This window comes from Streptomyces sp. NPDC058289, assembly GCF_042880975.1.
Taxonomy (GTDB): Bacteria; Actinomycetota; Actinomycetes; order Streptomycetales; family Streptomycetaceae; genus Streptomyces; species Streptomyces stoeckheimensis.
The window spans coordinates 69,135-84,210 of the sequence record NZ_JBHVYI010000025.1 but is presented as its reverse complement, the minus strand read 5'-3'; the positions used below and the strand labels follow the sequence as shown (position 1 = coordinate 84,210).

Annotated in this window: 16 protein-coding genes; 9 read left to right on the top strand and 7 right to left on the bottom strand. The window is 71.4% G+C overall.

Features of this window, described 5'->3' with window-relative positions:
• Positions 1-32: 32 nt before the first annotated feature.
• A complete protein-coding gene (locus tag ACFVX6_RS15575) occupies positions 33-1,433 on the bottom strand; it encodes an FAD-binding oxidoreductase (RefSeq protein WP_389691639.1) in 1,401 nt (466 codons plus the stop codon).
• Between the two features lie 96 nt (positions 1,434-1,529).
• Between ACFVX6_RS15575 and ACFVX6_RS15570 the strand changes: the two genes are divergently transcribed.
• Positions 1,530-3,023 carry a tetratricopeptide repeat protein gene (locus ACFVX6_RS15570; RefSeq protein WP_389691637.1) on the top strand — a complete coding sequence of 498 codons (1,494 nt, stop codon included), beginning with the start codon at positions 1,530-1,532 and terminating at the stop codon, positions 3,021-3,023.
• A gap of 121 nt (positions 3,024-3,144) precedes the next feature.
• On the opposite strand, the gene hppD is transcribed toward ACFVX6_RS15570, so the two are convergent.
• Entirely contained in the window at positions 3,145-4,296 is a 1,152-nt protein-coding gene (gene hppD, locus ACFVX6_RS15565) for a 4-hydroxyphenylpyruvate dioxygenase (RefSeq protein ID WP_389691635.1), read from the bottom strand.
• 133 nt (positions 4,297-4,429) lie between these two features.
• Here hppD and ACFVX6_RS15560 point away from each other — a divergent pair, with 133 nt between their 5' ends.
• From ACFVX6_RS15560 to ACFVX6_RS15525, 8 genes are all read left to right on the top strand, one after another.
• Complete coding sequence (locus ACFVX6_RS15560) at positions 4,430-4,900, top strand: Lrp/AsnC family transcriptional regulator (protein WP_112448141.1); 471 nt, start codon at positions 4,430-4,432, stop codon at positions 4,898-4,900.
• Between the two features lie 40 nt (positions 4,901-4,940).
• Positions 4,941-5,588 (top strand): ABC transporter permease, encoded by a 648-nt coding sequence (locus ACFVX6_RS15555; RefSeq protein ID WP_250741110.1) that lies wholly within the window; start codon positions 4,941-4,943, stop codon positions 5,586-5,588.
• 73 nt (positions 5,589-5,661) lie between these two features.
• Positions 5,662-6,873 carry a betaine/proline/choline family ABC transporter ATP-binding protein gene (locus ACFVX6_RS15550; RefSeq protein ID WP_389691673.1) on the top strand — a complete coding sequence of 404 codons (1,212 nt, stop codon included), beginning with the start codon at positions 5,662-5,664 and terminating at the stop codon, positions 6,871-6,873.
• Positions 6,870-7,736, top strand: a complete 867-nt coding sequence (locus tag ACFVX6_RS15545) for an ABC transporter permease (RefSeq protein WP_389691633.1) — start codon at positions 6,870-6,872, stop codon at positions 7,734-7,736. Before ACFVX6_RS15550 ends, ACFVX6_RS15545 begins: the two co-directional genes overlap by 4 nt.
• A complete protein-coding gene (locus tag ACFVX6_RS15540) occupies positions 7,737-8,729 on the top strand; it encodes a glycine betaine ABC transporter substrate-binding protein (RefSeq protein ID WP_389691631.1) in 993 nt (330 codons plus the stop codon).
• A gap of 84 nt (positions 8,730-8,813) precedes the next feature.
• Positions 8,814-9,410, top strand: a complete 597-nt coding sequence (locus tag ACFVX6_RS15535; RefSeq protein WP_389691629.1) for an ArsR/SmtB family transcription factor — start codon at positions 8,814-8,816, stop codon at positions 9,408-9,410.
• A 47-nt stretch (positions 9,411-9,457) separates the two neighbouring features.
• Entirely contained in the window at positions 9,458-9,712 is a 255-nt protein-coding gene (locus ACFVX6_RS15530) for a hypothetical protein (RefSeq protein ID WP_389691628.1), read from the top strand.
• Positions 9,709-11,004 (top strand): MFS transporter, encoded by a 1,296-nt coding sequence (locus tag ACFVX6_RS15525; protein WP_389691626.1) that lies wholly within the window; start codon positions 9,709-9,711, stop codon positions 11,002-11,004. Before ACFVX6_RS15530 ends, ACFVX6_RS15525 begins: the two co-directional genes overlap by 4 nt.
• Here the strand turns inward: ACFVX6_RS15525 and ACFVX6_RS15520 are convergent.
• The 5 genes from ACFVX6_RS15520 to ACFVX6_RS15500 form a co-directional block, all read right to left on the bottom strand.
• Positions 10,934-11,731, bottom strand: a complete 798-nt coding sequence (locus tag ACFVX6_RS15520) for a S16 family serine protease (RefSeq protein WP_389691624.1) — start codon at positions 11,729-11,731, stop codon at positions 10,934-10,936. The genes ACFVX6_RS15525 and ACFVX6_RS15520 overlap by 71 nt on opposite strands.
• A gap of 103 nt (positions 11,732-11,834) precedes the next feature.
• Positions 11,835-12,476: an IclR family transcriptional regulator gene (locus ACFVX6_RS15515; protein ID WP_054222485.1), complete on the bottom strand. Its 642-nt coding sequence runs from the start codon at positions 12,474-12,476 to the stop codon at positions 11,835-11,837.
• A gap of 403 nt (positions 12,477-12,879) precedes the next feature.
• Complete coding sequence (locus ACFVX6_RS15510) at positions 12,880-14,664, bottom strand: DEAD/DEAH box helicase (protein WP_266877913.1); 1,785 nt, start codon at positions 14,662-14,664, stop codon at positions 12,880-12,882.
• Positions 14,661-14,843: a hypothetical protein gene (locus ACFVX6_RS15505; RefSeq protein ID WP_389691622.1), complete on the bottom strand. Its 183-nt coding sequence runs from the start codon at positions 14,841-14,843 to the stop codon at positions 14,661-14,663. Before ACFVX6_RS15505 ends, ACFVX6_RS15510 begins: the two co-directional genes overlap by 4 nt.
• Complete coding sequence (locus ACFVX6_RS15500; protein ID WP_389691620.1) at positions 14,840-15,025, bottom strand: hypothetical protein; 186 nt, start codon at positions 15,023-15,025, stop codon at positions 14,840-14,842. The genes ACFVX6_RS15505 and ACFVX6_RS15500 overlap by 4 nt, the downstream gene beginning before the upstream one ends.
• Positions 15,026-15,076 lie beyond the last annotated feature (51 nt).

Sequence of the window (15,076 nt, the reverse complement as noted above, 5' to 3'; positions counted from 1 at the left end):
GCGCAGAGCCCGGTACGGGAACTGCCCCTGTTTCAGAAGAGCTTGCCCGGGTTGAGCAGTCCCTCCGGGTCGAAGGCGTGCTTGACGGCGCGCTGCATCTCCACGCCCACGGGGCCGAGTTCGCGGGCGAGCCACTCCTTCTTCAGGACGCCGACCCCGTGCTCTCCCGTGATGGTCCCGCCCAGTTCGAGCCCCAGCGCCATGATCTCCTCGAAGGACGCGCGGGCCCGCCGGGTCTCGTCCTCGTCGGCGGGGTCGAAGCAGACGATGGGGTGGGTGTTCCCGTCGCCGGCGTGCGCGCAGACCCCGATGAGCAGGTCGTGCGTACGGGCGATGGCGGCGGTCCCCTCCAGCATCTCGGCGAGCCGGGTCCGCGGTACGCACACGTCGTCGATCATCGTCGCCGGCCGCAGGGCCTCCAGGGCGGGCAACGCCATCCGGCGGGCCTGGAGGAGCAGTTCGGACTCCGCCGCGTCCTCGGCCGGTACGACGGCGCTCGCCCCGGCGGCGGTGCACAGCGCTCCCACGGCGGCGAGGTCCTCGGGCGCGTGCGGGGTGTCGAAGGCGGCGAGCAGCAGGGCCTCGGTGGTGTCGGGCAGGCCCATCTTGCCCAGCGCGTTGACGGCGCGGACGGTCGTACGGTCCATCAGCTCCAGCAGCGAGGGCGTAAGGCCTGCCTCCATGACGGCGCAGACGGCCGCGCAGGCGGCCGCGGCGGAGGGGAACTCGGCGGCGAGCGCGAGCTGGCGGGGTGGGGCCGGGCGCAGTGCGAGGACGGCGCGGACGACGACGCCGAGGCTGCCTTCGGAGCCGACGAACAGGCGGGTGAGGTCGTACCCCGCGACGCCCTTGGCGGTGCGCCGGCCGGTCTGCAGGAGCCTGCCGTCGGCGAGGACCACGTCGAGGCCGAGGACGTACTCGGCGGTGACCCCGTACTTGACGCAGCACAGACCGCCGGCGGCGGTGCCGATGTTCCCGCCGATGGTGCACTGTTCCCAGCTGGAGGGGTCCGGCGGGTAGTGCAGGCCGCGCTCGGCGACGGCGCGCGAGAGGACGGCGTTGACGACGCCCGGTTCGACGACGGCGATCCGGTCGACGGTGTCGATCTCCAGGATCCGGTCCATCTTCACGAGGGACAGCACGATGCAGCCGTCGGAGGCGTTGGCGGCGCCCGACAGGCCGGTACGGGCGCCCTGGGGGACCACGGGGACGCGCAGGGCGTGGGCGGTGCGCAGGACGTGCTGAACCTGTTCGACGGTCCGGGGCAGGACCACGGCGGCCGGAGTGCCGGCGGCGCAGAAGCTGGCCATGTCGGTGGCGTAGGAGGCGGTCACCTGGGGGTCGGTCAGCACCGCCTCGGGCGGGAGGCCTTCCAGGAGCAGCGCGTGGAGCTCGCGTGACCCGCCATCAACTTCGTCAACTGTGTCAACCATGGGGCCAGCGTGACACCCGGGGCCATCGGTGTGAACACGCCCGCGACGCTCTTCGGACACCTCGGCGAGCTCTTCATATTGACGCACAGTGACCTCATGGACCCTATGCGCGACGCATCCGTCTCCCAGGAGAGGCAGCAGCAGGCTGCCCCGCCCGTGACCTTCACCGGCCGCAAGACGCTCGTGGCGGCGGCGGCCCTGGTGGTCCTGATCGCCGGGGCCCTGCTGATCCGGCCGGCCCGCACGGGCGACGACGCGCGTCCGCCGGGGCCCAGCGAGCGGGCCCGCGCGGCGGTCGGCATGGGTGCGCCGGTGGCGGCGGTGGACCTGTCGGCGCTGGTCGCCGACCGGGAGAAGTGGGTCGGGGAGCACCCGGAGGACGAGGCCTCGTGGGCGGTGCTGGGCTCCGCGTACCTGGAGCAGGCGCGGCGGACGGCCGATCCCGCCTGGTATCCGAAGGCGGAGGGCGCGCTGAAGCGCTCGCTGGAGCTGCGCCCGGTCGAGAAGGGCAACTTCGACGCGATGACGGGCATGGGCACGCTGGCCAACGCCCGGCGGGACTTCGGGACCGGGAAGAAGTGGGGCGAGCTGGTACGGGCGCAGGCGCCGAAGCGGTGGACGGCGTACCCGGTGCTCGTGGACGCGTACGGCGGGCTCGGGGACTACAAGGCGGCGGAGAAGGCGATGGAGAGCCTGGTCGACATGCGGCCGGGGCTGGCGGCCTTCATGAAGGCCTCGCAGGTGTACCGGGACCGGGGCTGGCGCGAGGACGCGGCCATGTCCATGGAGCACGCGGGGGGCGCGGCGAAGGCCCCGGCGGAGAAGGCGTACGTGCTGTTCCGGCTCGGGGAGCTGGCATGGGAGCGCGGCGACGACGCGGAGGCCCTGAAGCAGTACGAGGCCGCGCTGCGCACCGATCCGGGCCAGGCGCAGGCGCTGGGCGGGCGGGCGCGGGTGCTGGCGGCGCTGGGCCGGGGCGGGGAGGCCGTACGGGACTACCGGCTGGCGCTGGGCCGGGCCGCGGTGCCGGCGCTGTCGCTGGAGCTGGGCGAGCTGCTGGAGTCGCTGGGCCGGGGCGACGAGGCGAAGGCGGTGTACGGCGGGCTCCCGGCGCAGGCCGCCCGGAGCGGGGTGAACGAGGAACTGCTCCTGGGCCGGTTCGAGGCGGACCACGGCGACCCGGCGGCGGCCGTACGGCGCCTCACGGCGGAGTGGGCCCGGCACAAGAGCCTGCCGGTGGCGGACGCGCTGGGATGGGCGCTGCACAAGACGGGCGACGACGCGGGGGCGCTGGAGTACGCGAAGAAGGCCACGGAGCAGGGGCTGCGGCTCGCGGAGTTCTCGTACCACCGGGCGGTGATCGAGCGGGGCCTGGGCGACGTGGCCGGGGCGCGGCGGCACCTGGAGGAGGCCCTGCGGACGAACCCGCGGTTCTCGCCGGTACGGGCGCCGCTGGCGAAGGAGGCCCTGGCGACGATCGGCAAGCCGCCGGCGGGCGGCCCGGAGAACATGCAGCCCACCACCCCGTGGGTGGCCCCGGAACTCCCGAAGGCGGCCAAGCCCGCCACCAAACCGAAGCCGAAGCCGTAGCCCTAGCCCTAGGGGCGCTCCACCTCAAACGCCGGCCACATCCAGCCCCGCCGGCGTCTGAGGCGCGGGGTCCGGGACGGAGCCCCGGGAGGAGCCCCGCAACCCCGGCCGACGCAACCCCCTAGAGGTTGCCCCGCTTCTCCTGCTCGCGCTCGATCGCCTCGAACAGGGCCTTGAAGTTGCCCTTGCCGAAGCCCATCGAGCCGTGGCGCTCGATCATCTCGAAGAAGACCGTCGGGCGGTCCTGGACCGGCTTGGTGAAGATCTGCAGCAGGTAGCCGTCCTCGTCGCGGTCGACGAGGATCTTCAGCTCGCGCAGGGTCTCGACCGGTACCCGGGTCTCTCCGGCCCACTCGCCGAGCGTGTCGTAGTACGAGTCCGGGGTGTCGAGGAAGGTCACACCGGCGGCCCGCATCGCGCGCACCGTGGCGACGATGTCGTTCGTGGCCAGCGCGATGTGCTGGACGCCCGCGCCGCCGTAGAACTCCAGGTACTCGTCGATCTGCGACTTCTTCTTCGCGATCGCCGGCTCGTTGATCGGGAACTTCACCTTCAGGGTGCCGTCCGCGACGACCTTCGACATCAGCGCCGAGTACTCGGTCGCGATGTCGTCGCCCACGAACTCCTTCATGTTCGTGAAGCCCATGACCTTGTTGTAGAAGGCCACCCACTCGTTCATCCGGCCGAGCTCGACGTTGCCCACGCAGTGGTCGATGGCCTGGAAGGTGCGCTTGGCCGGGGGCTCGACCATCGGGTCGACGGAGACGAAGCCGGGCAGGTAGGCGCCGGTGTAGTCGCCGCGCTCGACCAGGGTGTGCCGGGTCTGGCCGTAGGTGGCGATCGCCGCCAGCCGCACCGTGCCGTGCTCGTCGGTGAGCTCGTACGGCTCGTCCAGGCCGCGCGCGCCGTGCTCGACGGCGTAGGCGTAGGCCGCCTTGACGTCCGGGACCTCGATCGCCAGGTCGACGACGCCGTCGCCGTGGTCGGCGACGTGCTCGGCGAGGAAGCGGCCGCGGTCGGTGGAGGCCTTGATGACCGAGGTGAGGACGAACCGCGCGGCGCCGTTGGTCAGGACGTAGCTGGCCGTCTCGCGCGTGCCGTTCTCCGGTCCGGAGTAGGCGACGAGCTTCATGCCGAAGGCGGTCGAGTAGTAGTGCGCGGCCTGCTTGGCGTTGCCTACGGCGAAGACGACCGCGTCCATGCCCTTGACGGGGAAGGGATCGGCCTTGGCGGCGGTGCGCGGTGCGGTGTCGAGCGGCTGGGTCTCAGTCATGACCGCAGAGTCCCGCCGTTCCACAAGCTGCGCAATAGTTTCCATTTATGCTGTACAGACTGACCAGTATCAGCCCACCATGGCTGGGATATCTGTGCACTATGACCACCGACCGACCGCCCCGGAGGCAGCCATGGGAATCGACGAACTCGACGGCCGGCTCATCGTCCTGCTCGCCCGCGAGCCCCGGATCGGGGTCCTGGAGGTCTCGCGCCGGCTCGGCGTGGCGCGCGGTACCGCGCAGGCCCGGCTGGACCGGCTTCAGTCGAACGGAGTCATCCGGGGGTTCGGTCCGCAGGTGGATCCGGCGGCCCTGGGGTACCCGGTGACGGCCTTCGCCACGCTGGAGATCAAACAGGGTCAAGGGGCGGACGTACGGGCCCACTTGGACGGGGTACCGGAGGTGCTGGAGCTGCACACGACGACCGGCCACGGGGACATGCTGTGCCGGCTGGTGGCCCGCTCCAACGCGGATCTCCAGCGGGTGATCGACCGTGTTGTCGCGTTTGATGGCATCGTGAGGGCTTCGACGGCGATTGTCATGGAAAATCCCGTACCCTTGCGGATCATCCCCCTGGTCGAACAGGCGGCCGAGGACGACTGATCCGACCGACCTGCGGCAACGACGGACGAGGTGACGTGGCGTGAGTTTCTGGGCCTACCTGTCCAACCGCCACCAGCAGCTCCTCACCGACGCCTTCCAGCACGCCAGCGCCGTCTTCCAGTGCATGGTGATCGCGACCGCCCTCGGCGTCGCCATCGGCGTCCTGACCTACCGCAGCGGCTGGGCCGGGAACCTCGCGGTCACCTCCACCTCCACGGTGCTGACCATCCCGTCCCTCGCCATGATCGGCCTGCTGATCCCGATCGTCGGCCTCGGCGTCGCGCCGACCGTGATCGCCCTGACGCTGTACGGGCTGCTGCCCATCGTCCGCAACTCCATCGTGGGACTGCGCGGGGTGGATCCGGCCCTGGTCGATGCCGCCAAGGGCATCGGGATGTCGCGCAGCGCCCAACTGCTGAAGGTGGAGCTGCCGCTCGCCTGGCCGCCGATCCTGACCGGCATCCGGGTCTCCACGCAGATGCTGATGGGCATCGCGGCCATCGCCGCCTACGCCTCCGGGCCGGGCCTGGGCAACGAGATCTTCCGCGGGATCGCCTCGCTCGGCAGCGCCAACGCCATCAACCAGGTCCTGGCGGGGACGCTGGGCGTCGTCATCCTCGCGCTGCTCTTCGACGCCGCGTACGTCCTGCTCGGCCGTCTCACCATCCCGAGGGGAATCCGTGTCTGAGCCGACGTCCGCGCCGACGACGAGCCCGCAGCCGGCGGCGAGCCCGCAGCCGTCCGCCACCTCCGGCGCCACCATCCAGCTGGAGAACCTCACCAAGCGCTACCCCGGCAACCCCAACCCCTCCGTCGACGACGTCTCCATGGAGATCGAGGCGGGCGAGCTGGTGGTCTTCGTCGGCCCGTCCGGCTGCGGGAAGTCCACCACCCTCAAGATGATCAACCGGCTGATCGAGCCCACCTCCGGCCGGATCCGCATCGGCGACGAGGACGTCACCGACATGGACCCGGTCAAACTGCGGCGCAAGATCGGGTACGCGATCCAGTCCTCCGGGCTCTTCCCGCACATGACGGTCGCCGAGAACATCGCCCTGGTCCCGAAGATGACCGGCTGGTCCAAGTCCCGCGTGAAGGACCGGGTCGAGGAGATGCTCGACCTGGTCGGCCTGGACCCGCGCGAGTTCCACGGCCGCTACCCGCGCCAGCTCTCCGGCGGCCAGCAGCAGCGCGTGGGCGTGGCCCGGGCGCTCGCCGCCGACCCGCCCGTCCTGCTGATGGACGAGCCCTTCGGCGCCGTCGACCCCATCACCCGCGACCACCTCCAGGACGAGCTGATCCGGCTCCAGCACGAGCTGCACAAGACGATCGTCTTCGTCACCCACGACTTCGACGAGGCCATCAAGCTGGGCGACCGGATCGCCGTCCTGCGCGAGCGCTCGCACATCGCGCAGTTCGACACCCCCGAGGCCATCCTCACCAACCCCGCCGACGACTTCGTCTCCGGCTTCGTCGGCGCCGGGGCGGCCCTCAAGCGGCTCAACCTCACCCGCGTGCGGGACGTGGAGATCGCCGAGTTCCCGACCGTGTCCGTCGACGACCCGCTCCAGCAGATCTTCAACACCCTGCGCGCCGGCCAGGGCAACGAGCTGCTGATGCTGGACCGGCGGGGCCGCCCGTACAAATGGCTGCGCCGCGGCGACCTGATGCGCGCCAAGGGCTCCCTCGCCCGGGCCGGCCAGCTCGTGCACGACACGGTGACCCGGGACGCGACCCTGCACGACGCCCTGGAGGCCGTACTCACCGACAGCGGCGGCCGGGTGGCCGTCACCGGGCGGCGCGGCGAGTACATCGGCGTCGTGGACATGGAGACCCTGATGAACTCCGTGCACGAGATGTTGGAGGCCGACCGGCTGACGGCGGCCGAGCACGCGCACGACCTGGAGGAGCTGCGCCACCACCGCGTCGAGCGGGACCTGGAGGGGCTCCGGGACGGTACGGAGGGCTCATGAGCCCGAGGAACCCGGTCTCTCCCGAACGCCCGCCCGGCGAGCACGAGCTCAAGGGTCACGTCTTCCGCGACCCGGAGGAGCCCGATCCCGCCGAGGAGGTCATGACCTCCACCGCGCCGCCCCGCCCCGGGCGCCGGCTCACTTGGGCCCGGCTGGTGACCCTGCCCATCGTGCTGGCGCTGGTGCTGCTGGCCACGTACCTGTGGATCACCAACGCCACCCTCGACACCATCGCCGAGAACTCCCTCGCCGACGGCAACGTGGAGCTCCGGCTGTGGCAGCACGTCCAGCTCACCGCGATCTCCACCTTCTGGGTGCTGATCATCGCCATCCCGCTCGGCATCGCCCTCACCCGCCGCGGCCTGCGCCGGGCGGCCCCGCTGGTCACCGCCGTCGCCAACATCGGCCAGGCCACCCCGGCCATCGGACTGCTGGCCCTGCTGGTCATCTGGCTCGGCATCGGCCCCTCGACGGCGATCATCGGCATGGTCGCCTACGCCGTCCTGCCCGTGCTGTCCAACACCGTCGCGGGGCTGCGCGGGATCGACCCGCAGCTGGTGGAGGCCTCGCGCGGGATCGGGATGTCCTCCATGGGAACCCTGATGAAGGTGGAACTGCCGCTGGCCGTCCCGCTGATCCTTGCGGGCGTACGGACGGCCCTCGTCCTCAACGTCGGCACCGCGACCCTGGCCACCTTCGGCGGCGGCGGGGGCCTCGGCGACCTGATCACCTCCGGGATCCAGACCCAGCGCATGCCGGTGCTGGTGCTGGGCTCGGTGCTGACGGTGGCGCTGGCGCTGTTCGTGGACTGGCTGGCCTCACTGGCCGAGACGGTCCTGACCCCGCGCGGGCTGGAGGCGTAGATGGCCAGGCTCTCCCTCTCCGTACGGACGGCCGCGGCGGCCTGCGCGGCCCTGCTGCCCCTGCTGGGGCTCGCGGGCTGCGGGCTCAAGAGCGGGTCCCCGATGGTGGACGACGTCCTACCGGGCTCGGTCGGCCGGGGGCAGCCCCTCAAGGGCGCCTCGCTCACGGTCACCTCGAAGAACTTCAGCGAGAACATCGTGCTCGGCCAGATGATCGGCCTGATCTTCAAGGCGGCCGGCGCCGAGGTGCTGGACCGCACCAACCTGCCCGGGTCGATCAGCGCCCGCGAGGCGATCATCCAGGGCGACGCGGACGCCATGTACGAGTACACGGGCACGGCGTGGATCACCTACCTCGGCAACGACAAGCCGATCACGGACCCGTACGCGCAGTGGGAGGCGGTACGGGACGCGGACGTGAAGAACGGCGTGGCCTGGCTGCCGCCGTCCACGCTCAACAACACCTACACGCTGGCCATCAGCAAGAAGAACAACGCCAAGTACGGGTTGAAGACCCTGTCGGACGTGGCGGCGCTGTCGCAGCGCGACCCCAAGGCGGTGACGGTCTGCGTGGAGAACGAGTTCGCCTCGCGGGAGGACGGGCTGCCGGGGATGGAGAAGGCGTACGGGATGAAGATCCCGGCGGGCAACGTCATGAAGATGGACGCCGGGATCATCTACACGCAGGTCTCCAAGTCCGATTCCTGCCTGCTGGGCGAGGCCTTCACCACGGACGGCCGGATCAAGGCCATGGACCTGGACACCCTCGCCGACGACCGGCACTTCTTCCCCAACTACAACGCGGCGCCGGAGCTGCACGCGAAGACGCTGGAGAAGTACCCGGCGATCGCAAGCCTCCTGGACCCCCTGTCGAAGCGGCTGACGACGGAGACGGCGCAGCGGCTCAACGCGCTGGTGGACGTGGAGGGGCGGGACCCGCACGACGTGGCGAAGGAGTGGCTGATCGCGGAGGGGTTCATCAAGGAGGGGTGACCGGTGACCTCCGGAGCGGGGATGCAAAGAAGTAGTTGCAAAGAAACCCTTGCATAGGGTTCTTTGCAACTCTACTGTTGAGGCATGCCCGAGAAGAGCGCCGATTCCCAGAAGCCCGCCGAGCCGAAGGTCCGCAAGCTCGACCCGCACTCCCTGCGCGGCCTGGCCCACCCGCTGCGCATCCGCCTGCTGGGCGCCCTGGGCCGGTACGGGCCGGCCACCGCCTCGCAACTCGCGGAGCGGCTCGGGGAATCGAGCGGGGCCACCAGCTACCACCTGCGCCAACTCGCCGCGCACGGGTTCGTCGAGGACGCCCCCGAGCACGGCAAGGGCCGGGAGCGCTGGTGGCGGGCCTCCCAGGACGGCACCCAGTTCGACGAGGCACTGATCTACGACACCGACCCGGCCACACGCGGTGCCGCGGAGGTCTTCCTCGCCGAGATCGTGAAGATCCACGAGCAGGAGCTGTCGACCTGGCTGGGCGCCTCGCACACCTGGCCCATGGAATGGCGGCGGAGTTCGGAGCTCAGCGACTTCACGCTGAAGCTGACCGCCGAACAGACCCACGAGCTGGTCCTCAAGGTCCACGACCTGATCAACAGCTACCGCGACCTGCCGCCCTCGGAGGGCACGGAGATGGTGCGCTTCCACACGCACGCCTTCCCGGTCCACAGCAAGTAGCGCCCACACAGCACTCTCAGCACCCCTTTCGCAGAAGGAGCCCTGCCGTGCACGCCTTCAGCCATGCCCAAATCCATGCCGCGACCCACGCCACCCTCACCGCCCAGGCCGCCGCCTGGCGCCGCGCGCGAGAGGCCGGACCGGACGCCTCCCACGTTCCCCACCTGCGCGCCCCCGCCCTGCGCAACCAGCTCGGCGAGACCCTGATCGCGCTCGGCATCCGCATGATCCAGCCCGCGCACCTGCACGCACGCATCACCCGCAACACCCGGATCTCCCGCCCGCACGGCGGCATCGCGTGAGCCGTCGCCCCTTCATCGCCGTCCTGATCGCCAACACCATCTCGATAGCCGGGAGTTCACTGACCCTCATCGGGGTCCCCTGGTTCGTGCTCCAGACCACGGGCAGCGCCGGCCGGGCCGGGATCGTCGCCTTCTGCGCCACCCTGCCCGTGGCGGTGGCCGCCCTCGTCGGGGGCCCGGTCATCGACCGGCTCGGCCGCCGCCGGGTCTCTGCCGCCTCCGACCTGATCTGCGGACTGTCCGTGGCCGCGATCCCGCTGCTGCACTACACCGGGCTGCTGGAGTTCTGGATGCTGTGCGCGCTGATGGCCGTCGGCGGGCTCGTGCACACCCCCGGGCTGGCCGCCCGCTACGTCCTGCTCCCCCATCTCGCCGAACACGCCGGCACCACCGTCGCCCGCGCCGCCAGCCTCTACGACGCCGTCTCGCGCGGAGCCCGCATGATCGGGGCGGCACTGGCCGGCGTGCTCATCGCCACGATCGGCGCCGAGTCGGTCCTGCTCCTCGACGCGGCCACCTTCGGCGCCTCCGCACTGCTGGTCACCGCGTTCCTGCGCGGGATACCGGCCGCCGAGCCGCAGCGGGCCGCCGAGAAGGTGTCACTGGCCGGCTACCGGGCCGAACTGGCGGAGGGCTGGCGGTTCCTGGCCCGCACCCGCCTGCTGCTGGGCATCACGGTGATGGTGATGATGACCAACGGCATCGACCAGGGCTGGTCCTCGGTCCTGCTGCCCGTGCACGGCCGCGAAGCCCTCGGCGGAGCCGCCGCGCTGGGCCTGCTGATCGCCCTCTTCGGCGGGTTCGCGCTGCTGGGGGCCCTGCTCTACGGAGCCTGGGGCGAGCGGTTCCCCCGTAGGGCCGTGTTCGCCGCGGCGTTCCTGCTGTGCGGGGCACCGCGCTACGTGGTCGCCGCCTTCACCGACACCCCGCTGCCGCTCGCGGTGACGATGGCGCTGTCCGGGCTGGGCGCGGGCGTGCTCAACCCGATCCTGACCACGGTGATGCTGGAGAAGGTGCCCGACGAGCTGCGCAGCCGGGTCATGGGCGTGACCCAGGCCGGCTGCGAGCTGACGATGCCGCTGGGCGGGCTGGCCGCGGGGCTGCTGGTCGACGGCTTCGGGGTGACGCGGGCGCTGCTGGTGTTCGGCGGGGTGTACTTCCTCGTCACGCTCTCCCCGCTGGTGTTCCCGTCCTGGCGCGGCATGGAGGCGGCGCCCCGGCTCAGCAGGACGGAACCGATTCGCCCTTCTGCAGAGCCCGCAGCGCGTTCACCGCATCCGTCAGCGAAGTGACGGGGACCAGCCGGAGCCCCTCGGGGAGTTCGGACCTGGCGTCCGAGCACTCCGCCGCCGGTACGAGGAACACGCTCGCCCCGTCGCGCCGCGCGGCCTGAGTCTTCAGGGCCACCCCGCCGACCGCACCGACCTCGCCGGCCGCGGTGATGGTGCCCGTACCGGCGATGGTGCTGCCGCCGGTGAGATCGCCGCCGCTGCCGTTCCCGTCGAGTTTGTCGACGATGCCGAGGGAGAAGAGCAGCCCGGCGCTCGGACCGCCGACGTCGGCGAGGTTCAGCTCGACCTTCACGTCCTTCGGGTCCTTGTGGAGGTAGCCGAGAGCGGCCTCGGAGGCCGTCGACTGCGACTTGGTCATCTCCTCCAGGTTGTGCTCCTCGATCTCCTTGTCGCTTCCGCCCGACGGGTACACCGACTCCCTGGGCATGACCGCCCGGGAGGTGTCGAACCAGTCGCCGACCAGCTCGGGGAGGGTGACGGAGGTGGAGGGGCCGGTGGCCTGGATGGTGGTCATCCGCAGCTGGCCCTTGGTCTCGCGGGTGGGCGCCCCGGTGATGGCGATGACCTGCTTGCCGTCGCGGGCGCCGAGCACGTCGGCCGTGAGGCCCGGCTGCGCGATCACGAAGGGCAGCGGGGCGAAGGCCGCGACGGCGAACAGCGCGAGCACGGGCACGGCGCAGACGGCGAGGGCGGCGGGACGCGGCAGGCGTGTGAGGCGAGAGAGCACCGGGCCAATCTAGCGCGGGTGCCCCCGAACGGGTCGAGCCGCGCCCCCGGCGGTCGGGGGCGCGGCTCGGTGTCCGGATGTGCTGCGCGTGCGGCTGCGCGGCTCAGCGCAGGGCGTCGGCCACCTCGCGGGCGGCGTCCACGACGCGCGGGCCGACCCGCTCGGGCACGGCGTCGGCCAGCATGACGACGCCCACGCTGCCCTCCAGCCCGGTGATGCCCACGAGGGGTGCGGCAGCGCCGCTGGCACCCGCTTCGAGCTCCCCGTGGGTGAGCGTGTACCCGGGCTCGATGAGCGTGCCCTGACGGGCGGCCAGGATGGCCCGGCCGGCTGCCCCGCGGTCCAGCGGATGGCGGAAGCCGGGCCGGTAGGCCACGTGGTAGTCGGTCCAGGTCGGCTCGACGACCGCCACGGCGAGCGCTTCGGTTCCGTCCACGAGGGTCAGGTGCGCGGTGGCGCCTATGTCCTCGGCGAGGGAGCGCAGCGCGGGCAGCGCCGCCTCGCGCACGAGCGGGTGCACCTGGCGGCCCAGGCGCAGCACCCCGAGCCCGACGCGGGCGCGGCCGCCGAGGTCGCGGCGGACCAGGGCGTGCTGTTCGAGGGTGGCCAGGAGGCGGTAGACCACGGTGCGGTTCACACCGAGGCGGTTGGAGAGCTCGGTGACGGTCAGACCGTGGTCGGTGTCGGCGAGCAGTTTGAGAACTCGGAGTCCTCGGTCGAGAGTCTGGGAGGTTTCCGCGGTCACGACGCCTCTCCCTCTTTCGGTGGGCGGCGGTGACTCTCTGGGGATAGCGCCGCCGGTCCCTCGGCGACGCACGGAGAGGCCGCCGGTAGCGGCCATGGCACCGGCTGCGCTCCCGCGGCGGCGCTGCCACGGGGCGTTCGATGCCGGGACACTAGCGAGCGGGTTCGCTCAGCGGAAGGGCTCGTCCAGAATCCGGGCGCCTACTGCCCTTTTATGCCGGTTGAAAACGCGCATCGCCGCCAATTCGTGACCTTCGGCCCCCGGCCTCGACCCCCGTTTCCGGGCTGCCCCGTGCGGCCCCGCAGGGCCTCCCACCACGGGTGCGGCGCCACCGCTACGACGGCCCGGGCGGGCGGGGACCGTACAAAACTCCCCCGCCCCCCGTGCCGGATTCCGTAGGAAATCACCGCATCCGGGTGGCCCACTCCTGGACCTTCTTGATCCGCTCGCGCAGCTGTCCCGCCGTGGCTTCCGCGCTCGGCGGTCCGCCGCACACGCGGCGCAGTTCGGTGTGGAGCACCCCGTGCGGTTTGCCGCTCTGGTGGACGTACGCACCGACCATCGTGTTCAGCGACTTCCGCAGCTCCAGCAGCTCCTTGTGGGAGACCACCGGGCGCCGGTCGGCCGGCAGCTCCAGCAGGTCCGCCTCCGAGTCGGGCTTGCGCTTGCTGTGCGCGATCTGCCGCGACTGCCGCTTCTGGAGCAGCATCTGCACCTGGTCGGGCTCCAGCAGCCCGGGGATGCCGAGGTAGTCCTGCTCCTCCTCGCTCCCCGGATGCGCTTGCATGCCGAACTCGGCGCCGTCGTACAGCACCCGGTCGAAGACGGCGTCGGACTCCAGTGCCTCGAAGGACATCTGCTCCTCGTCGCCGGTGTCCTCGTCCTCCTGCTTGTTCGCCTCCTCCATCTCCTTCTCGGAGTCGGCGTACGGGTCTTCCTCGCCCTGCTTCTTCGGCTTGTCGAGGACGTGGTCGCGCTCGACTTCCATCTCGTTGGCGAAGCCCAGCAGGTAGGGAATGGTCGGCAGGAACACCGAGGCCGTCTCGCCGCGCCGGCGCGAGCGCACGAAGCGGCCGACGGCCTGCGCGAAGAACAGCGGGGTCGAGATGGTGGTGGCGTACACGCCGACCGCGAGCCGGGGCACGTCGACGCCCTCGGACACCATGCGGACGGCGACCATCCAGCGGTCGTTGCTCGCGGCGAACTCGTCGATCCGCTTCGAGGCGCCGGTGTCGTCGGACAGCACGACGGTGGCCTTGCTCCCCGTGATCTCCCGAATCAGCTTGGCGTAGGCGCGCGCGGAGTCCTGATCGGCGGCGATGACCAGCCCACCCGCGTCCGGGATGCCCTTCCTGACCTCGGTCAGCCGCTGGTCGGCGGCGCGCAGCACGTTCGGCATCCAGTCGCCGCGCGCGTCGAGGGCCGTACGCCAGGCCTGCGAGATGGCGTCCTTGGTCATCGGCTCGCCGAGGCGCGCGGCGATCTCGTCGCCCGCCTTGGTGCGCCAGCGCATGTTGCCGCTGTAGGAGAGGAAGATGACGGGCCGCACGACCCCGTCGCCCAAGGCGTTCCCGTAGCCGTAGGTGTAATCGGCGGAGGACCGCCGAATTCCGTCGTTCCCTTCCTCGTAAGCCACGAAAGGAATGGGATTCGTATCGGACCGGAAAGGCGTACCGGTGAGGGCGAGCCGTCGGGTCGCCGGGTCGAACGCCTCCAGGCAGGCCTCGCCCCAGGACTTCGAGTCACCGGCATGGTGGATCTCGTCCAGAATCACCAGGGTCTTGCGCTGCTCGCACCGGTTGCGGTGCAGCATCGGGCGCACGCCCACACCCGCGTAGGTGACGGCGACCCCGTGGTAGTCCTTGCTGAGCGGCCCCGCGGAGTAGTCCGGATCCAGCCGGATCCCTATCCGGGCGGCGGCTTCCGCCCACTGCTTCTTCAGGTGCTCGGTGGGCGCGACGACGGTCACCTGCTGCACCACGTGGTGGTGCAGCAGCCAGGACGCGAGCGTCAGCGCGAAGGTGGTCTTTCCGGCGCCGGGGGTGGCGACGGCGAGGAAGTCGCGCGGCTGGGTCTCCAGGTACCGGTCCAGCGCACCCTGCTGCCAAGCTCGCAGGGCGCTGGCGGTACCCCACGGCGCGCGGCCGGGGAAGGCGGGTGAGAGGTGGTGGGAGGCGGTAGTAGTCACGGTCTCCGGTTCGGGCTCTCGGCGGCGTATCCGTTCCGGGCGTGCATTCCGGGCATCGGTACGGCCAGCGGTACGGGCAGTCGTACGTAGGACAACCGGGCCACCTTACCGGCCCGGGCCCGCCCCTCGCGGAGGGACAGGCCCGTGACCTCGGCGCGTGCGGCGAGCGTCACATTCACCGGGCGAGGGCGCGCAGCCGCTCCCCGATCCGCCCGATGCCCTCCTCGTTGCCCGCCGCCACATCGATGACCAGGCCGTACGCGGCATCCTGATCGGCATCACCGAGATCGACGCCGTTGAGGGGGTGGCGGCGGCCCGCCGGCGCTTGAGGGCCCGCACGCGCAGGGCCGACACCAGCCAAATCCAGCCCCGCCGGCGCTTGAGGCGCCGGGGCCCGGGGGCAGACCCCCGG